Source organism: Clostridium sp. LIBA-8553, assembly GCF_057782465.1.
Genome location: NZ_CM173489.1, coordinates 791,276 through 811,429 on the forward strand (window position 1 = coordinate 791,276; position 20,154 = coordinate 811,429).

The 20,154-nt window shown below is 28.7% G+C and carries 15 protein-coding genes and 1 pseudogene; 15 read left to right on the forward strand and 1 reads right to left on the reverse strand.

What is annotated here, in order from left to right:
- The first annotated feature begins 303 nt into the window (after window positions 1-303).
- The 11 genes from AC2JAQ_RS03315 (at window position 304) to aroQ (ending at window position 15,582) form a co-directional block, all read left to right on the forward strand.
- The gene (locus tag AC2JAQ_RS03315; protein WP_488457893.1) at window positions 304-5,361 is read left to right on the forward strand and encodes an endo-alpha-N-acetylgalactosaminidase family protein; all 5,058 of its coding nucleotides are present in this window, start codon (window positions 304-306) and stop codon (window positions 5,359-5,361) included.
- A 432-nt stretch (window positions 5,362-5,793) separates the two neighbouring features.
- Complete coding sequence (locus AC2JAQ_RS03320) at window positions 5,794-5,925, forward strand: hypothetical protein (protein ID WP_322504210.1); 132 nt, start codon at window positions 5,794-5,796, stop codon at window positions 5,923-5,925.
- Window positions 5,926-6,106: 181 nt separating this feature from the next.
- Complete coding sequence (gene aroF / locus AC2JAQ_RS03325) at window positions 6,107-7,120, forward strand: 3-deoxy-7-phosphoheptulonate synthase (protein WP_488457894.1); 1,014 nt, start codon at window positions 6,107-6,109, stop codon at window positions 7,118-7,120.
- 161 nt (window positions 7,121-7,281) lie between these two features.
- Complete coding sequence (aroB, locus tag AC2JAQ_RS03330; RefSeq protein WP_488458766.1) at window positions 7,282-8,334, forward strand: 3-dehydroquinate synthase; 1,053 nt, start codon at window positions 7,282-7,284, stop codon at window positions 8,332-8,334.
- A 139-nt stretch (window positions 8,335-8,473) separates the two neighbouring features.
- Entirely contained in the window at window positions 8,474-9,847 is a 1,374-nt protein-coding gene (gene aroA / locus AC2JAQ_RS03335; RefSeq protein WP_488457895.1) for a 3-phosphoshikimate 1-carboxyvinyltransferase, read from the forward strand.
- 207 nt (window positions 9,848-10,054) lie between these two features.
- Window positions 10,055-11,128: a chorismate synthase gene (gene aroC / locus AC2JAQ_RS03340; protein ID WP_488457896.1), complete on the forward strand. Its 1,074-nt coding sequence runs from the start codon at window positions 10,055-10,057 to the stop codon at window positions 11,126-11,128.
- A gap of 96 nt (window positions 11,129-11,224) precedes the next feature.
- Window positions 11,225-12,346, forward strand: coding sequence for a chorismate mutase (locus tag AC2JAQ_RS03345; protein ID WP_488457897.1), 1,122 nt, complete (start codon window positions 11,225-11,227; stop codon window positions 12,344-12,346).
- Between the two features lie 703 nt (window positions 12,347-13,049).
- On the forward strand, window positions 13,050-13,865 hold the full coding sequence (gene aroE / locus AC2JAQ_RS03350; RefSeq protein WP_488457898.1) for a shikimate dehydrogenase: 816 nt from the start codon (window positions 13,050-13,052) through the stop codon (window positions 13,863-13,865).
- Window positions 13,866-14,040: 175 nt separating this feature from the next.
- Window positions 14,041-14,550 carry a shikimate kinase gene (locus AC2JAQ_RS03355; RefSeq protein WP_488457899.1) on the forward strand — a complete coding sequence of 170 codons (510 nt, stop codon included), beginning with the start codon at window positions 14,041-14,043 and terminating at the stop codon, window positions 14,548-14,550.
- Between the two features lie 17 nt (window positions 14,551-14,567).
- Window positions 14,568-15,029, forward strand: a complete 462-nt coding sequence (locus AC2JAQ_RS03360) for a GNAT family N-acetyltransferase (protein WP_488457900.1) — start codon at window positions 14,568-14,570, stop codon at window positions 15,027-15,029.
- Between the two features lie 118 nt (window positions 15,030-15,147).
- A complete protein-coding gene (aroQ, locus tag AC2JAQ_RS03365) occupies window positions 15,148-15,582 on the forward strand; it encodes a type II 3-dehydroquinate dehydratase (RefSeq protein ID WP_488457901.1) in 435 nt (144 codons plus the stop codon).
- Between the two features lie 20 nt (window positions 15,583-15,602).
- On the opposite strand, the gene AC2JAQ_RS03370 is transcribed toward aroQ, so the two are convergent.
- A complete protein-coding gene (locus AC2JAQ_RS03370; RefSeq protein ID WP_488457902.1) occupies window positions 15,603-15,944 on the reverse strand; it encodes a winged helix-turn-helix transcriptional regulator in 342 nt (113 codons plus the stop codon).
- 256 nt (window positions 15,945-16,200) lie between these two features.
- Between AC2JAQ_RS03370 and AC2JAQ_RS03375 the strand changes: the two genes are divergently transcribed.
- From AC2JAQ_RS03375 to AC2JAQ_RS03390, 4 genes and pseudogenes are all read left to right on the forward strand, one after another.
- A complete protein-coding gene (locus AC2JAQ_RS03375) occupies window positions 16,201-17,307 on the forward strand; it encodes an NADH:flavin oxidoreductase (RefSeq protein WP_488457903.1) in 1,107 nt (368 codons plus the stop codon).
- Window positions 17,308-17,921: 614 nt separating this feature from the next.
- On the forward strand, window positions 17,922-18,770 hold the full coding sequence (locus AC2JAQ_RS03380; protein ID WP_488457904.1) for a prephenate dehydrogenase: 849 nt from the start codon (window positions 17,922-17,924) through the stop codon (window positions 18,768-18,770).
- Window positions 18,771-18,967: 197 nt separating this feature from the next.
- On the forward strand, window positions 18,968-19,483 hold the full coding sequence (locus AC2JAQ_RS03385; RefSeq protein WP_488457905.1) for a hypothetical protein: 516 nt from the start codon (window positions 18,968-18,970) through the stop codon (window positions 19,481-19,483).
- 153 nt (window positions 19,484-19,636) lie between these two features.
- Window positions 19,637-20,071, forward strand: a pseudogene (locus AC2JAQ_RS03390) (GNAT family N-acetyltransferase).
- Window positions 20,072-20,154: the final 83 nt, after the last annotated feature.

Sequence of the window (20,154 nt, forward strand, 5' to 3'; positions counted from 1 at the left end):
TATGGAGATATATATAGTTCCCAATATATTTTTAGCAAAAGTAATTTCTATTTTAATTTCAGTAACAAGTATAGTTTGTATAAGTGTATTTTTAATTAGTATATTATTAGATAAAGAAGAGTTGTCTAAATCGTGGATAACTCTTCTTTTATTTTATAAAAATAATTTAATGATAAATAGAATTTTTGTAAATAAAATACATGATAAAGTCGAAAATATACATGTTAATAAATGTAACTAAAGGTTAAAATTACAATGTAAACATTTAACAGGAAGCAAAATAAGATTAGGGGGAAGTATAACATGGGTAGAAGATGTATGAATAAAAAAATTGCTGCCATAATAGCTATGGCAGTTATTATTGGGCAATTACCAATTTCAGCACTTGCTACACCTGCAAATGAGGCAGGCAATGATATTAAAAATGAAGTTGTTGAAACTGTAACTCATAGTGATGAAGATGTAGAACCATATATTCAAAACTATGATAGACCAGAAGGAATTACATGGACAAAATTAGCTGGATCAGGAAGTGCTGAGGTGACTGATGGATTTTTATCAGTTACTAATAATGGAGACTATAGAATTATGGAGGATCAATCACCTAATATAAAAAATGGTGAGTTAGAAAGTAAATTTACAGTTGGAGGATCACAAACTGGAATAATATTCAGAGCAACTGAGTCAAACTATGGAATGATTAACTATAATTCAGGTACTGGCTGGGTTATAGAAAATAAAAGTAGCTGGGAGGATATTTCAGGCCCTAAATTAAATAATGGAGATGAAGTAACAGTTAAAGCTACTTTTGTAGAGAAAAAATTAACTGTTAACGTTTCTGTAAATGGTGGAGAATTTGAAACTATATATGATAAAGAGTCAGATTTAATTCCATTACACGCTGGTAAAGTTGGATATAGAGGATGGGGTAACTCTAAAACTACTAAGTTTGATTATATAAAATATGCTCCTATAACTGTTGATCCAGGGACAGCTATTTCTATAAATGAGGTAAATGTAGAAACTTCTCCAAGGCTTAAACCAAATTTACCGTCTACAGTTACAGTAAATTATGATAGTGGTATGTCAAAAATAAAGGAAGTTTCTTGGAATTATATACCTAAAGAAAGCTATTCAAAGCCAGGAACATTCCAAGTTGAAGGTACAGTTGAAGGTGTAGATATAAAAGCAATAGCTAATGTAACTGTAAGTTCAGATTTAGCATACTATGAAACTGATTTTGAAACAGAGGAAACAAGAGGAGATTGGCAATTAGTAAAGGGAAGTGGAACTCCAACATATGAGAGCGGAGTAGTTCAAATTCCTATGAATGGAGTAGCTACAGCTGTTGACATGAATTCACCAGATGTTAAAAACTTCACTTATGAAACAGATTTTTCTGTTAGTAATGATGGAGGAAGAATAGGATTATTATTTAGATATGTATCAGAAACTGAGTGGGGAGCTGTTTGTTATGATGCTGGTTCTTGGGTATGGAAAACTGGAGATGGAAAATATGGAGCATTCCCAGGTTCATTTACACCAGAGCCAGGAAAAACTTATAGAATAAAGCTTAAAGTAGAAGATACAAATATTACTATGTGGATTGATGGCGAGAAAATAGGTCAGGTTGCAGTATCTAATTTACCAGATGTAAAAGGAAAAGTTGGTTTAACTGGATGGTATGGAAATAAAAATGTTACTTTAGATAATCTTGTTGTTGAAGAATTAGGTGGAATAATGGCACCACAAGTAGGTCCATTAGAAGAACAAACTATAGAATCAGATTCTATGAAAGTTGTTCTAGATAATAGATTCCCAACTGTTGTTAGATATGAGTGGAAGGGAACTGAGGATGTTCTAGCAGGAGCAGCTGTAGATGATTTAGAGGCTCAATACTTAGTTGAAGTCAACGGTGAAAAACTTATTCCAAAGGTAACTAGTCAATTTGCAAATAATGAAGGTATTTATACATTAAACTTTGAAGATATAGGAATGACTATTACTTTAAAGATGACTGTTGAAGGAAATAAACTAAGAATGGAAGTTACTGATATTCAAGAGGGTGAAGTTAAACTTCAAACATTAAACTTCCCAAATCATAGTTTAGCTTCAGTAAGTAGTTTAAATAATGGTAAAACTGCATCTGTATTAACTACAGGAGACTGGAATAATATTAATGAAGAGTTCACAGAGGTTGCTAAAGCAAGACCAGGAGTTAAAGGTAAAACTTATGCATTTATAAATGATGATAAGTTTGCTGTTACTATAAATAATAATACTATTGAAGGTGGAAATAGAGTTGTTTTAACAACTGAAAATGATGTTTTACCAGATAACACAAACTATAAGAGAACTGGAATTTCAAACGGTACTTGGACTTATAAAGAAGTTCTTCAAGATGAAACAGCTCAAGGAAGTAAGTTATATCAAGGTGAAATGCCATGGTCAGAGGTTATAATTGCTAGAGATGAAAATGAAGATGGTCAAGTTGATTGGCAAGATAGTGCTATTCAATATAGAGAAAATATGAAAATTCCAGTAGGTGGAGAAGACATAAAGAATCAAATGTCATATATTGATTTTAACATTGGATACACTCAAAATCCATTCTTAAGATCATTAGATACAATTAAGAAACTTTCTAACTACACAGATGGATTTGGTCAATTAGTTCTTCATAAAGGATATCAAGGAGAAGGTCATGATGACTCTCACCCAGACTATGGCGGACATATTGGTATGAGACAAGGTGGTAAGGAAGACTTTAATACTCTTATAGATGAAGGTAAGAAGTATAATGCTCAAATAGGTGTTCATATAAATGCAACTGAATATACTATGGATGCATTTGAATATCCTACTGAACTAGTTAATGAAAATGCTCCAGGTTGGGGATGGTTAGACCAAGCTTATTATGTTAATCAAAGAGAAGATATAATGAGTGGTGAATTATTCAGAAGACTTGATATGTTAATGGAAGATGCACCAGATTTAGGTTGGATTTATGTTGACGTTTATACAGGAAATGGATGGAATGCTCATCAATTAGGAGAAAAGGTAAATGAATATGGAATCATGATTGCTACTGAAATGAATGGTCCATTAGAACAACATGTTCCATGGACTCATTGGGGTGGAGATCCTGCATATCCAAACAAGGGTAATGCAAGTAAAATAATGAGATTTATGAAAAATGATACTCAAGACTCATTCTTAGCAGATCCACTAGTAAAAGGTAACAAACACTTATTATCAGGTGGATGGGGAACTAGACATGATATAGAAGGAGCTTATGGTACGGAGGTATTCTACAATCAAGTATTACCTACTAAGTATTTACAGCACTTCCCAATAATTAAGATGAGTGAAAATGAAGTATTATTTGAAAATGGAGTTAAGTCTGTTAGAGAAGATACTAATATAAACTACTATAGAAATGATAGATTAGTAGCTACTACTCCAGAAAGCTCAATTGGAGATACAGGTATAGGAGATACTCAATTATTCTTACCATGGAATCCAGTTGATGAAGCAAATAGTGAAAAAATATACCACTGGAATCCATTGGGAACTACTTCAGAGTGGACTTTACCAGAAGGATGGACTTCTAATGATAAAGTTTATTTATATGAGTTATCAGATTTAGGAAGAACTTTAGTTAAGGAAGTTCCAGTTGTAGATGGAAAGGTTACTTTAGAGGTTAAACAAGATACCCCTTATATAGTAACTAAGGAAGCTGTTGAGGAGGCAAGAATAACTGATTGGGGATATGGATCTGAAATAGCTGATCCAGGATTTGATTCACAAACTTTTGATAAGTGGAATAAAGAGTCTACTTCTGAAAACACAGACCATATTACTATTGAGAATGAGAAAGTTCAAAAGAGATTAGGTAATGATGTTCTTAAAATAAGTGGAAATGAAGGTGCTGACGCTAAGGTTTCTCAAAATATAAGTGGATTAGAAGAAGGCACAACTTACTCAGTATCTGCTTGGGTTAAAAATGATAATAATAGAGAAGTTACACTAGGAGTTAATGTTGGTGGAGAAGAAGTAACTAACGTAATAACAAGTGGTGGTAAGACAAGACAAGGAGAAGGTGTTAAGTATATAGATGATACTTTCGTTAGAATGGAAGTAGAGTTTACTGTTCCTAAGGGAGTAAATTCAGCTGAGGTTTACTTAAAAGCTTCAGAAGGTGCTGCTGACTCTGTTGTAATAGTTGATGACTTCAGAATTTGGGATCACCCAGGTAAAACAAATAGAGATGGATATGTATTCTATGAAGATTTCGAGAACGTAGATGAAGGTATATCACCATTCTATTTAGCTCCAGGAAGAGGTCACTCAAATAGATCTCACTTAGCAGAAAAAGATATATCTATAGATGCTAATCAAAGAATGAATTGGGTTCTTGATGGAAGATTCTCATTAAAATCTAACCAACAACCAAATGAAACTGGAGAAATGTTAACTACAGACGTTTCATCATTCCAATTAGAGCCAAATAAAACTTATGAATTTGGATTCTTATATTCATTAGAAAATGCAGCTCCAGGATATACTGTGAATATTAAAACTAGAGACGGTGAAAAAGTAGTAAGTATTCCTTTAGAAGCTACTGGTGCAAACTATGGACAAGATATTTTCACTAAGACTAAGTCTGTAACGCATGAATTTACAACTGGTGATTTTAATGGAGATTACTATATCACATTAGAAAAAGGACAAGGATTCAAGGAAGTAATCTTAGATAACATTTATGTTAAAGAAATAGATTCTTCAATTGAATCTCCTGAATTAGCTAACGTAAACTTAAATACAGTAGAGCATGATTTAGAAATAGGTCAAAGTGTACCATTTGCAGTTAATGCATTAATGAATAATGGAGCAGCTGTTAATTTAGAAGAAGCTGAGGTTGAATATAAGATTTCAAACCCAGAAGCTTTAACTATTGAAAATGGAATGATGACTGGTGTGGCTGAAGGATTTGTTAATGTTCAAGTTGATGTTACTGTTGACGGAAAGAAAGTTTCTTCAAATTCAGTAAAAGTTAAGGTGGGAGATCCTCAAGTTGAAGAAGAGGTTGTTGTTAATCCTGTAAGAAACTTTGAGATTACTAACAAAGATAAAAAGACTGTATCTGTGGCTTGGGAAGCTCCAGAAACAACTTATGGATTAGAAGGATATATTCTTTATCAAGATGGCAAAAAAGTTGCAGAAATAGGTGCTGATGAAGTTGAATATACTTTCAAAAAATTAAACAGACATACTATTTACAACTTTAAGATTGCTGCTAAGTATTCTAATGGAGAGATTTCATCTAAAGAATCATTAACTATTAGAACTGAAAGATAATTTAAAGATTAATATTTTAGATTGAAGTAAATTTTAGAGATAGTATGAGATAGTTTTTTTAAAAAAATCTCATACTATCTTTTATTATATGAATTTAAAAATATATAGAAATTAATAATAAAAACTTTAATATTTAATTATAAGAAATGGCTTCAATATTTTGTTAAGATGATATAATAAATTTTAAAAATGAATAATTTAATTAGAGTTGAGTAATATATTTTTAAAAGAATATTTTTTAGAATTATGTATTTGATTACATGAAAGTATTTTCTTTATTGATTAAAAATATAGAACTATATTTTTATATCAACATATCATAAAATTAAAACTTAAAAAAGGTTTATATTATTGACTTTGAAATTACAAAGTGTATAATAAATTTAAAAAAAGTTTGGAAACAACTGTTTAAAAAATCTTTAGGAGGATGTTATGCTAAATTTATTAGTAAGAGGATTAGTAGCACAATTTTATAGCTTTTACTCTAGCTGGGGCTTTTATTTTAGTGCTGGATATTTTATGTGCAAAAAAAACTATAATCTTTTGACTAATGGGTTTGTATAATTAATTTAATAGATAGTAATATTATAGGAATATCGTATTATAATTTATTGGATAGAACTCATTAAAAATGGGTTCTATTTTTTTATAACAAAATTTTAATAATAAAAGATTATTAAATAGTTGGATTTTTAGATTTAGACTATTTTAAATAAAAAGGTTAAAATAAAAAGGAGGGCGAATTATGATAGTTATATTAAAACCAAGAACAAAGGAAGAGGAGATTTTAAAATTGATAAACAAGATTGAATCACTTGGAGTTGAGGCTCAAAGGATTTCTGGAAAAGAAATGTGTGTAGTTGGTTTAGTTGGAGATACAAGTAAAATTGATCCATCTAAATTAGAAGCTAACAAAAATGTAGAAAGAATAATGCATGTTCAAGAGCCTTTCAAAAAGGCAAATAGATTATTTCATCCAGATAACACAATAATTGATGTTTTAGGAAATAAAATTGGTGGAAAGAAAATAGCATTAATAGCTGGTCCTTGTTCTGTTGAAAGTGAAGAACAAATTACAGAGATAGCCAAGGAAGTTAAGGAATTAGGGGCAAATTTCTTAAGAGGTGGCGCATTTAAACCAAGAACTTCACCATATAGTTTCCAAGGACTAGAACTTGAAGGATTAGAGCTTCTTAAAAAGGCTAAGGAAAAAACAGGACTTCCAATAGTTACAGAAATAATGTCAACTAATATGATAGAAAAGTTTATTCAGGATGTTGATGTTATTCAAGTTGGAGCAAGAAATATGCAAAACTTTGATCTTTTAAAGGAGCTTGGAAAGACAAATAAGCCTATTCTTTTAAAAAGAGGATTATCGGCAACAATAGAAGAGTTAATAATGTCAGCAGAGTACATTATGGCTGGTGGAAATGAAAATGTAATTCTTTGTGAAAGAGGAATTAGAACCTTTGAGACTTACACAAGAAATACTTTAGACTTAAGTGCTATACCTGCTATTAAGAAATTAAGTCATTTACCAGTAATTGTTGACCCAAGCCATGCTACAGGAAAAGCGTGGATGGTAGAACCATTATCAAAAGCTGCAATAGCTGTTGGAGCTGATGGATTAATAATAGAGGTTCATAATGATCCGGCTAATGCGTTATGTGATGGACAGCAATCAGTTAAACCAGAAGAATACGGTAAGCTTTTAGATGATTTAAGAGCTATAGCCAATGCTGTTGGTAGAGAATTATAAAATAGTGCTTAATTTAGTGGGAGTTTTTACTCCCATTAAATTTAGGGTTAATAAATAATTAGTAGGACTTGAGAATTTTAAAGTATTAGAATTTTAATATTTAAGGGATAAAATTTAGAAATGCTTTGGCTTTTAAAATTAAAGTGTTTGGAGTGAGAATGATGAAAGTTTTAAGAGTTAATTTAGATGAAAAAAGTTACGATATAGTTATTCAGAAGGATTTAAAAGATTATTTTGGAGAATACATAAAAACTGTATTTGATGGAAATAAAGTAGCAATTATAACAGATGATAATTTAAATGATATATATGGTGAAAATATAAAATCTAATATAGAAAATGAAGGATTAGAAGTTAAAATTATTTCTGTTAAACCAGGAGAAAAGAGTAAGTCTTTTGACACATTACCAGGTATATATAATGAACTTTTAGATTTTAAACTAACAAGAAGTGATTTAATTATAGCCTTAGGTGGCGGAGTTGTTGGAGATTTAGCTGGATTTGTGGCAGCAACTTTCTTAAGAGGAATTGATTTTATACAGATACCTACATCACTACTAGCTCAGGTTGATTCTAGTGTTGGTGGTAAGGTTGCTGTTGATTTAGAAAGAGGAAAAAACTTAGTAGGAAGCTTCTATCATCCTAAGTTAGTATTAATAGATCCTAATATGCTTGGAACTCTTCCAGAAAAGTATTTCAATGATGGACTTGGAGAAGTAATAAAGTATGGATGTATAAAAAGCAAGGAACTATTTGAAAAGTTAGAAGGTTTTGAGAATAAAGAAGACCTAAAAGAAAATATAGGTGATATTATTTATGAATGTTGCAATATAAAAAGAGAAGTTGTTGAAAATGATGAGAAAGACTTAGGAGAAAGAATGGTTTTAAATTTTGGGCATACTTTAGGTCATGCTATAGAGCAAATTTATAACTATGAAACTTATTCTCATGGAGAAGCTGTTGCCATAGGAATGAACATGATAAGTAAGATTGCAGAGGAAAAGGAACTTACTAAAAAAGGAACAGCTGAAAGAATTGAAAAGTTATTAGAAAAATATGGGTTAGGAACTGAGGTAAATATTGAAGATAATGGATTAGCAAGAGAGGCTATTAAGTTAGATAAGAAGAACTTAAATGGAAGTCTAAATGTTATTCTTTTAAAAGATATTGGAGAAAGTTATATATATAACACAACTGTAGAATTCTTTGAATAAAAAGCTATATTTTAGGTGAATATTAATTTTTAGCTAGCTCCTGAGACCTAGCTAAAAATTAATATTAGTTTAAAACATAGGCTAAAATCAATACTAGGTTACAATGTAACTTAAAATTAAATGTAGGGAGTGGGTAAAGGTGAAAAGGATGATTATAACTCCTAATAAATTAAATGGGAATGTTAAAATACCTCCTTCAAAGAGTATGGCTCATAGAGCTATTATTTGTGCCTCTTTAAGTAAAGGAGAAAGTATTATTAATAATATAGATCTTTCAGAGGATATTATTGCTACTATGGAAGGGATGAAAGCCTTAGGCGCAGATATTCAAGTAGAAAAAGATAAACTAATTATAAATGGAGAAAATATTTTAAAATCTTCTAAGGAAAAAATTATTGATTGTAATGAATCAGGTTCAACTTTAAGATTTTTGGTTCCAATATCTTTAATTAAAGATAATAAGGTTAATTTTATTGGAAGAGGAAACTTGGGAAAAAGACCATTAAAGACTTATTATGAAATATTTGATGAGCAAGGAGTTCAATATTCTTATAAAGAAGGAGAACTTGATTTAAAGATAGATGGAGCCTTAAAAGGAGGAGAATTTAAGGTTAAAGGAAATATAAGTTCTCAATTTATAAGTGGTTTATTATTTACCCTTCCTTTATTAAAAGAGGATTCAAAGATAACAATAACTACAGAACTTGAATCTAAAGGGTACATAGATCTAACTTTAGATATGATAGAGAAGTTCGGTGTAATAATAGAAAATAGAGATTATAAAGAGTTTTTAATAAAAGGAAATCAAAATTACAGACCTATGGATTATAAAGTTGAAGGAGATTATTCTCAGGCTGCTTTCTATTTTTCAGCAGGGGCTTTAGGGAACAATGTTGAATGTCTTGATTTAGATCTAAATTCTTATCAAGGGGACAAAGAGTGTATTGAAATTCTAGAGAGAATGGGATGCAATTTATTAAAAGAGGATTTTATAGAAAGAAAACATAATAAGCAGTATAGTTTAGAAGAAAAGTTTATAAATAATAATCCTAAAGAAGCTAATAATGAATACTTAGAAGAATTAGCGTTGAAGATAGTTGGAGAAGATTTAAAAGGAACAGTTATCGATGCTTCTCAATGTCCAGATATAATTCCAGTTTTAACTGTGGTTGCAGCTTTAAGTGAGGGAGAAACTAGAGTTCTAAATGGAGAAAGGCTTAGAATTAAGGAATGTGATAGATTAAATGCAATTTGTACAGAGCTTAATAAGCTAGGAGCAAATATAAGAGAGTTAGAAAGTGGCCTTATAATAAATGGGGTTAAAGAGCTAAGTGGTGGAGTGGTTTATAGTCATAAAGACCATAGAATAGCTATGAGTTTAGCTATTGCTTCAACGAGATGCAATGATGAAGTTATTATAGAAGAGCCTGATTGTGTTAAAAAATCTTATCCAGGATTTTGGGAAGATTTTAAGATGTTAGGCGGAATATTAAGTGAAAATTCAAATTTTTAATTTATTATCTTGAATTTATATGCAGTTGAACTTAGAGATATTACAATGAGTTCTATTTAAAAAATCAATAATAATTAACATGGTCATTAATTAATTTTGATTAAAGTATAAAATTAAAAAGTTATTATTAACGTGAAATGTAATTATAAGATATCATATATTGAAAGGAGGGAGTTATTAGGGGGATAGAACTCTAATAGCAAACCAATGAGTGGAGTTTGGGGCAGTAAGATAAAGTTATCTATATTCGGTGAATCTCATGGAGAAGGAATAGGAATAGTTATAGATGGAATAGAACCTGGAATTAAAGTTAACATTGAAAATATAGAAAAAGACATGGAAAGAAGAGCACCAGGAAGAAATAGTTTGTCAACTCAAAGAAAAGAAGGAGATAAACCAGAAATATTAAGTGGAATATTTAATGGAATGACTACTGGAGCTCCTATTTCTATGATAATAAGAAATACAGATAAGAGATCAAGAGATTATTCCAAAATAAAAGATGTTATGAGACCAGGACATGCAGATTTTCCAGGGTATGTTAGATATAAAGGATTCAATGACTATAGAGGAGGCGGGCATTTCTCAGGAAGAATAACTGCACCTTTAGTTTTTGCTGGAGCCCTAGCAAAAGAAATACTTAGAGAAAAGGGAGTCTTTATTGGCTCTCATATTAAACAAGTTGGAAAGGTAAGGGATTCTTCTTTTGACCCATTAAGATTGAGCAAAGAAGATTTAGAAACATTACTTAATAAAGAACTTCCAGTAATAGATAGTAACAGGATAGAAGAGATTAAAGAAGAAATTACTTCATATAGAATGGAAGGTGATTCTATTGGGGGGATTGTTGAGTGTGGAATAGTGGGATTAGATGCTGGAGTAGGAAATCCATTTTTTGATTCCTTAGAGAGTATCATAGCTCATTTAGCTTTTTCAGTTCCGGCAGTAAAAGGAATTGAGTTTGGAGCAGGGTTTGATTTTGCCAATATGAAAGGCTCTGAAGCAAATGATGAATACTTCATAGAAAATGGAAAAGTTAAGACATATTCAAATAATAATGGTGGAATAACTGGAGGTATTTCTAATGGAATGCCAGTTATATTTAAGGTTGTTATAAAACCAACTCCTTCAATTTCAAAGGAACAAAGAACAATAAATATTAAAAATATGGAGAATGAAACTTTAAGCGTAACAGGAAGACATGACCCATGTATAGTTCAAAGAGCCTTAGTTGTTATTGAAGCCATTGCCGCCCTTTCAGTTTTAGAATTAATTAAATAGGCTAAGTTCTAAGCAGTTATAGTTAAAAAACAAAATCAACTTTAAATAGAGTTATTAGATAATAAAATGGTAATTTTTAGAAAAGAGGTGAAATTTTTGAGTGATAAGTTAGCTCAGTGTAGAGATAGAATTGATGCAATAGATAAAGAGCTTATGAACCTTTTTGAAGAACGAATGAATGTTGTTTTAGATGTTGCAAAATACAAGCAAGAAAATAATATGGCTATTTTTCATAAAGATAGAGAAAATCAAGTTATAGAGAAAAATCTAAAGAGAGTAGAGAATAAAGAACTTTTGCCTTATGCAGAAGAAATGCTTCATGCCTTAATGGATATAAGCAAAGAGTATCAACAATATAAAATTGGAATGAGGGAGAGTCCACTTAGTAAAGGAAATAAAATAAAAATAGGATTTCAAGGAGAAAAAGGTTCTTTTAGTGAAGAGGCTTTAATTGAGTATTTTGGAGAAGAAAATGAAACTCTTAGTTTTGAAGAGTTTGAAGATGTCTTTGAAGCTTTAAAATTTAAAAGAATAGATTATGGAGTGTTACCTATAGAAAACTCATCAACTGGTTCTATAACAGATATATATGATTTGTTAAATAAATATGGATTTCATATTGTTGGAGAAAAAAATTTAAAAATAGAGCATAACCTAATAGGAATTAAAGGAGCACAGCTTAATGATATTAAGGAGATATATTCTCATTTACAAGGCTTTGAGCAAAGTAGTGAATTCTTAAAAGGGCTAAAGGAATGTAAAAAGATACCTTATTATAACACTGCTATAAGTGCAAAATATGTAAGTGAATGTGAAGATAAAAGTAAAAGTGCAATTGGAAGTAAAAGAGCTGCGGATATATATAATCTTGAAGTTTTAAAGGAGAGAATAAATAATCTCAAGGAAAACTATACAAGGTTTATAATTGTAGGTAGAGAGTTAGAAAGCAATGAACTGTGCAATAAAATGACTATAAGTTTTTCCCTTCCTAATAAAGTTGGATCTCTTTATGATAAGTTAAAGATATTCTCAGAAAATAAAGTAAATATGAGAAAAATTGAGTCTAGGCCTGTAGGAGACGGAACTTTTAGTTATTTATTTTATATTGATATAGATGGAAATATAAACGATGAATCCATAAAAAATATTCTAAATTATTTAAGAGATTCTATAAGTGACTACAGAATTTTAGGATGTTATAAAAGAGCTGAGTTTTAGAATAGTGTAAATAGTGGGTGTCAAATTTACATGACATCCATTTGTTTTAATAAAAGATAAACTTTTTTTAAATACCATATATAAAGTTTAAAAAGGAGTAGAATAATAATTATTGTTAAATAATTATTAAAACAAAGAGGGTCTTAAATTTGGAAATTAAAAATTTGATTAGATTTTTAAAGGGATTAATATTAATAACTCTAATATTGATATTAATTACTAGTAATTTTGCAATAAAAGCATTTTTATTTGTTATTGAAATTATTTTTTTTATTATGTTTTATAAGTTTAAAAGTATATAAAGCATAATAAGGAGAATTAGTACATATTTTTATAGTTACATAGCTAGGTACTTTCACTAAAATAATTTGTAAAATGAAAAAGACACCTAGCAGGGTAACTAAGTGTCTCACATGAACTTGTGTATTTGGTTTTGGATATTTAAACAATAAAACTTAAAATTATTATTAATCTTTTGACAGGGGATGTAAAAAGATCAATTAACGTTAATTAATTTGTAAGTTTTTCAAATCTAGTTAAACATAGAATTATGAATTAATTATGGAGTTTTATGTAGTAATGAATAGGGTAAAATATGAAGAGATAGAATTTTTTTTAGTTATATTTTTATGATATTGACTAAGTTATATAAGTAAGGATTATATTTTATAATCTATAAATATAGATGGCGCGGGGTGATTTTTTGAAGGTCTTTGGATTAATAGGTGAAAAATTAGGACATAGTCTTTCACCAAATATACACAATAAAGTTTTTAAAGATAACAATATAGATGGACTATATAATCTTTTTTCTGTAAAACAGGAATACAAAGATAAAATAGTAGAAAGTTTAAAAACTTTGGGGGTAACTGGTTGTAATGTTACAATACCTTATAAGGAAATTGTAATGAAACAATTAGATTTTATTTCAAAGGAAGCAGAGGCTATAGGAGCAGTAAATACAATATTAATAAAAGAAGGGAAGTCATATGGATATAATACAGATTATTATGGCTTTGGAAAAATGCTAGAGAGAGCAGAAATTAATATTGAGGGAAATAGCTTTTTTGTTCTTGGAGCAGGTGGGGCTGCTAGAAGTATATTGAAATATTTAGAAGATAATAAGGCAAGTAAAATAGTGTTACTTTCTAGAAATAAAGATAAAGCTATTGAAAAATTTAAGGAATTTAAGCTTCAAGTTATGAGCTATGAAGAATTAGAAGACGTTAAAGAAGAATTTACTTTAATCAATACTACTCCTTGTGGTATGTATCCTAATGTTGATTCAATAGCAGTATCTGAAGAGGTGATAAAAAACTTTAAAGTAGCTATAGATATAGTCTATAATCCTTTAGAAACTAAATTTTTAAAGCTTGCAAAAAAACATGGACTTAAAACAGTTGATGGTTTGTTTATGTTAGTTGGACAAGGAGTTAAGGCTGAAGAAATATGGAACGGCATAAGTGTAAATAAGAGTACTGAGGAAGAAATTTATGAGAATTTAAAATGTAAATTTTAAAATAAGTAATTTAGAGATAATATTATATTTTATATTATAAAATTTTTAAGGTTAATTTTGTAATAAAAAAGTGTTAAATCAAATCCCAAAATTAGTTAAATGTGATATAAATTAATTATAAATATAAAATATTATTTTAGGGGAAAGAAAAACATTGAGAAAAGGGGATTAGGATATGAAAAAAAGAGGAGTACTTTTAATTGGAATGCCTGGATCAGGAAAGACAACTATAGGAAGAGAGCTTTCAAAGGCGTTAAAAATGAATTTTGTAGATATTGATGAATTTATAGAAAAAAGTATAGGAAAAGAAATTAAGGAGCTTTTTGATCAAGGAGAAGAGGTTTTTAGAGATTTAGAAAGTAAAAGTTGTGAGCTTTTATCAACTTTAAAAAGTGTAGTTATATCTTCTGGTGGCGGTGTAATCACAAAGGAAGAGAATATGAGCAATTTTGAAGAGTTTATAACTATATTTATAAACAGACCTTTGGATTTAATTATGGAAGATATAGATACAGAAGGAAGACCCCTTTTATGGGATGGAAAAGAAAGGCTTACTAATTTATACAGAGAAAGAATTGATTTATACAAAAAGTATAATGATATAGAAATCATAAATGACGGAAGCGTTGAAGATGCCGTTAGAGGTATAGTTAAGGCTATTTCTGATTTAAGTAAAGAAAATTAATTTTGGAGAATTTTACTATGCATATTAGAAAATATAGGCCGGAGGATTGTAAAGAAATTACTGAATTATTTTATGAAACAGTTCATACTGTTAATAGGAAAGACTATACAGAATCACAGTTAAATGTTTGGGCTACAGAAAATATAGATTTAGAATGTTGGAATGAATCATTAATAAAGAATTTTTCTATAGTTGCTTGTATAAATGATATTATTGTTGGATTTGGAGATATTAGTGATAGCGGTTATTTAGATAGACTTTATGTTCATAAAAATTATCAAAATAAAGGAATTGCTACTAAGATAGTTAATTGTTTAGAAAAGCATGTTAAAAAACTAGGGGTAAACATTATAAATACAGAGGCATCAATAACAGCTAGGAAATTTTTTGAAAATAAAGGCTATAAAACAATCAGAAGCCAACAGGTAAAAAGACAAGATGAATTTCTTAAGAATTTTATTATGGAAAAGAAAATATAGTAATATTTCTAACATACTTAGAAAAGTTGTGAATTTATAAGGATAAATTCTAAATAGAAAGTAGGTGAATTTTAGCTAAATGCTTAAAATGTTTTTGGGAATTTAGTTAAAAAATATAATGAAAATAATGGTTATAAATGGACCTAATTTAAATCTTTTAGGAGTTAGAGAGAAGAATATTTATGGTACTAAAGATTTTAATGAAGTTATTAATTATATAAAAGAAGAAGGAAAGAATTTAGGATTAGATATAAGTTGTTTTCAAAGCAACATAGAGGGAGAAATAATAAATTTTATTCATAATGCGTATTTTGAAAAATATGATGGCATAATCATAAATCCAGGTGCCTACACTCATTATAGTATAGCAATTTATGATGCCTTAAAGGGGGTTGAGATACCAACAGTTGAGGTGCATTTAAGTAATATTCATAAAAGAGAAGAGTTTAGACATAAGTCAGTTACAGCATCAGCTTGTATTGGTCAAATAAGTGGATTTGGTGAATATGGATATGTTATGGCAATGAATGCATTAAAAAATCATATTAAATAAAAAGAAACTCCTTCAAAGTTTTACTTTGAAGGAGTTTCTAAGTTTCCAAAGTATTTTCTAGACCAATTTTCCAAACATTCCAAGACAGGTGCAAGCTCTTTTCCTTTTTCACTTAGATAATATTCAACTCTTGGAGGATTCTCATCGTAAACTATTTTTTTGACAAGTTCATCTTCCTCTAATTCCTTAAGTTTTTCAGCTAATACTTTATGGCTTATTCCAGATGTGATTCTCTGAAGTTCAAGGAATCTTTTCTCTCCATTATTTAAGTGACACAAAATAACTGCCTTCCATTTGCCGCGTATAAGTTCCATTGCTAAATCTAATAGGCAGACATAATTTTTATCTTTATATTTCAACAAAGTTATCATCTCCAAAATTTGTTTCTATTTTAAAATCTAATGATAACATTATATATTAATGATTTTTATAACTCAAATAAATATAAAAGGCCACTTACTAAAAAGTGCGTACTTACATAAATAATATTAATTTTATATACTATGTTCATAGAGTGAGGAAAAAATTTATAAGCTTATAAAATATGATTCTCATAAAAGAAAAACTGAGTTTATTAATATAAAAAATAAAATTTAGTTTTATTTTTAGGAGGAAAGTATGAAAACATTATTTGACAAAACTAACTTAGGAACAATTAACATGAAAAATAGATTTTTAAGGGGAGCATTATGGACAGCTTTAGCTGATGAGAAAGGTCATATGACAAATGAATTATCAGAAGTATATGAAGAATTGGCTAGAGGTGGAGTAGGGACAATAGTAACAGGATATGCTTTTGTAACAGAGAATGAACAGCCAAATCCAAGAATGATGGGAATATATGATGATTCTTTTATACCAGAATATAAGGAATTTACAGATAAAATTCATAGACTTGGATCTAATATAATAATGCAAATAGTGTACGGTGGATTTATGACTGAATTTAATGTAGGAGGAAGAGTTATATGGGGACCTTCTACTACTAGAAATGAAGTTACAGGAACTTTATCAAAAGAAATGACTAAAGAAGATATAAAGTATTTAGTTAATGCATATGCAGAAGCAGCTTTAAGAGTCAAAAAATCAGGATTTGATGGAGTTGAGATACATGGAGGACATGGATATTTAGTAAGTCAATTCTTATCTCCTTACTATAATAAAAGAACAGATGAATATGGTGGAAGTATAGAAAATAGAGGAAGATTTGTTTTTGAAATATTTAAGGCTATGAGAGAAAAAGTTGGAGATAATTTCCCAATTTTAATAAAATTAAATTCTTCAGATTATGTAAAGGAGGGGGGATTAACTATAGAGGACAGTCTATATGTAGCTGAAAAATTAGCTAAATTAGGAATTAATGCTATTGAGGTTACTGGAGGAAATGAATCTATAGAAGAGGTTATGAAAAATAACTTAGGACCAGCAAGAACTAAAGTAGCTATTTCAAAGGAAAGAGAATCTTATTTTAAGGAATATGCTATAAAGTTAGCTGAAAGAATAAACAAACCTGTAATTTTATCAGGTGGTAATAGGCACTTTGAAGTTATGGAGGAGTTGTTAAATAATACAAATATAGAATATTTTTCACTTTCAAGACCTTTAACAGCAGAGCCTGATTTAATAAATAAATGGTCTTCAGGAGATTTAAAGAAACCTAAGTGTGTGTCATGTAATCAATGTTATCAAACTTATGGAAAGAGATGTATTTTTAATATTAAATAGATTAATTAAAGAATAAAGAAGTATTACTTATTAAAAGGTACAATCCTTATTATAGGAGGTACCTTTTTTATGGAAACAAAATTTTGCTAGAATATGAATTTTGAGATTAATTATAGTATTAAAAACTTAGTTATAGCTAGATTCAGAATAAGTTTACAGTAAGTTAAAGAAATTAGAAGGAATATTTAAGGTGAAAGAGGTATCATTATATTATAAAGTTATGGATTTTAATATAGCTTATATGAGGAAATTTAGGTTTTACATGCTGTTAGGCATAAAATAACTAATTAGGTTTTACAAGTATTTATATTCTCTAAGTAACTATATAAAATCCATAAATTTTATAAACTTTTATTTTAGTAGCATTTTAAATATTATTATTTTTATTACATATTTATTTGGGGGGGATATAAATTTGTAATTTAAATTTACTCAGGTTTTTTATAAGTAGTATTTTAATTGGGGGTGGGCTATTGTCTTAATGCATTAGGAACTGGGCATATTAATGTTTTTATCTTAGGTTAAAAATAAGTATTTTAAATTTTAGGTTCATTAATTAAATTTTTAATTGAGAATGATAAAAAATTAGTTTTATGCATTAAAGCAAGATATATATGAGGATAACAATAGTTGGACTTGGAGTTATTGGAGGTTCATATGCTTTGTCATTAAGGGATTGTAAAGGTTTTGAAGTTTGTGGGATTGATATAAATTTAGATTACCTAAACAAAACTAAGGAACTTTGTATTATTAAAGAGGGAGCCTTATTTAAATCCGAGGAATCAAAAAAAATAATCAGAAATACGGATCTACTTGTTCTTTGTATTTATCCAGAAGACATTATAAACTTTATAGATATTTATAAAGATGAATTTAAAAAGGGTTTAGTTATTACTGATGTTACTGGAATCAAGGAGTGTTTTATTCAAAATGTACTAGCTATCTTACCAGATGGGGTTGATTTTGTATTCTCTCATCCTATGGCAGGAAGAGAAAAAAGAGGTCTAGAGTATGCTTCATCAGAGGTTTTTAAAAATGCTAATTTTATAATAACTCCTTTGGAGCAGAATAAAGAAGAAAACATAAAGTTAATTGAAGAATTAGCTTTTAAGATGGGATTTTCCAATGTTAAAAGAGTAAGTCCAAAGGAGCATGATGAGATAATTTCTTTTACAAGTCAATTGCCACATGCTATTGCAGTATCTTTAGTTAATAGTGATAATTTAGCCGTGGATACAGGAAAGTTTGTAGGTGATAGTTATAGGGAGTTGACTAGAATAGCAAAGATAAATGAAGAATTATGGAGTCAGTTATTTTTAGGAAATAAAGAAAATTTAATAAATAGAATAGAATCCTTTCAAAGAGAGTTAGACAAGATAAAAAGGGCCTTATGCTGTAATGATCAAGAGAGTTTAAAAACTTTATTTAGAAATTCTACTGAGAAGAGAGAGAATTTAGAATAGTTTAAAGTAAAATATTTTCTGGCTTCGTTTTATATGAATGTTGATTTTTAGCTAGCATTTTGTATCTAGCTATAACAAACATTATTTTGAAACATAGCCTTTTATTTATTAGCTTATAACTTTTATATTTCTAAGAGGGTAATGAATATGAAAGTTAAATATAAATTTTATTATAAGGGTAAAAGGGGATTATGGTTATGGAAGAGAGAGTAGAAAACTTACAGAGAATAATAAAAAATATTCTTGCAACTACAGATGATCAAATTCAAGGAAATTTAAAGGAAACATTAAAGCTTAGAATGTCTGTTTCAAAAAATTTATATGGAGAGGTTAGACATTTAAAGTGTTTAAGAGAATTAGCTGAAAAAAAGCTTCAGGGGTTTTTTAGAGAAAAAAAGTTTCCAGAGGATTACAATGAATTTGTGAAAATATGGTCGAATCTTTCAGAAGAGGCAAAGGTTCTATGTAGAGACCCTAAGTATGATTATGATGAGCAAAAATACAAATATGAATTTATATACTTTGAAGTTTATTGTAACGTTTATCTAAGATATTCCTTAGGCTTACTTTTTAATGGTAATAATAAAAATATAATTGATGAATTAAATGAATATAACCATTTAGAAATAATTCAGATGTATAGATATTATCTTCATCAAATAACTCTTAGAAAGTTAGAAAAGAGTTTAAAATTAAATAAAGTTAATAATTAATATCAAGAAGGAGTTGTATCAAAAGAACTCAAAAACTTACTATTTGTAAGTTTTATTGCTGAGTTATGATATAGCTCTTTTTTATAATTAGGTTTTTAAGTTAAATTTTAAGATAAGGAAGTTGAGAGATAAATGGAAATTATAGCTTATGAGATGGAGTATATTGGTGGAAAAGTTCAGTCAGATATAGAGTTAATTACTTTTAGAGAAGAATACTTTGAAGAATATAAAAATATATATAATGAATGTTTTTATGATATGAGAAAAGCTCTGGATATAAAGCCATATTATTTTTACTCTTCAATAGAAGAATTAAAATATAAAAAAGAAAGAATATTCATTTTAAAAGAAAATAATGAATTAATTGGATCAATTGCAATTTTAGATAATGAAATAGATGATTTAATAGTAAATAAAAAATATCAAGGAAAAGGATAGGGTAAAAAGTTATTGCTCTATGCAATTAATAAAATGCAAAATTTAAAGGTAGAAAAGATAACTTTACATGTAGCTAAATGGAATGAAAAGACATTAAAGCTTTATGAAAATAATGGATTCAAATATGTAAAGATAGAGAATGTAAGATAGGATTTAATTTAAAGGCTAAATTGGTATAAAATACTGATTTAGTTTTTTATTTATTAATATACTATAAAGTACTCTATACTATA

Excerpts from the sequence above, each read along its gene's own strand:
- AC2JAQ_RS03320 (WP_322504210.1), top strand. The coding sequence starts at position 5,794 with ATGCTAAATTTATTAGTAAGAGGATTAGTAGCACAATTTTATAGCTTT.
- AC2JAQ_RS03375 (WP_488457903.1), top strand. The coding sequence starts at position 16,201 with ATGAAAACATTATTTGACAAAACTAACTTAGGAACAATTAACATGAAA.
- aroB (WP_488458766.1), top strand. The coding sequence starts at position 7,282 with ATGAAAGTTTTAAGAGTTAATTTAGATGAAAAAAGTTACGATATAGTT.
- AC2JAQ_RS03380 (WP_488457904.1), top strand. The coding sequence starts at position 17,922 with ATGAGGATAACAATAGTTGGACTTGGAGTTATTGGAGGTTCATATGCT.
- AC2JAQ_RS03360 (WP_488457900.1), top strand. The coding sequence starts at position 14,568 with ATGCATATTAGAAAATATAGGCCGGAGGATTGTAAAGAAATTACTGAA.
- aroF (WP_488457894.1), top strand. The coding sequence starts at position 6,107 with ATGATAGTTATATTAAAACCAAGAACAAAGGAAGAGGAGATTTTAAAA.
- aroQ (WP_488457901.1), top strand. The coding sequence starts at position 15,148 with ATGAAAATAATGGTTATAAATGGACCTAATTTAAATCTTTTAGGAGTT.
- aroC (WP_488457896.1), top strand. The coding sequence starts at position 10,055 with ATGAGTGGAGTTTGGGGCAGTAAGATAAAGTTATCTATATTCGGTGAA.
- AC2JAQ_RS03315 (WP_488457893.1), top strand. The coding sequence starts at position 304 with ATGGGTAGAAGATGTATGAATAAAAAAATTGCTGCCATAATAGCTATG.
- AC2JAQ_RS03355 (WP_488457899.1), top strand. The coding sequence starts at position 14,041 with ATGAAAAAAAGAGGAGTACTTTTAATTGGAATGCCTGGATCAGGAAAG.
- AC2JAQ_RS03385 (WP_488457905.1), top strand. The coding sequence starts at position 18,968 with ATGGAAGAGAGAGTAGAAAACTTACAGAGAATAATAAAAAATATTCTT.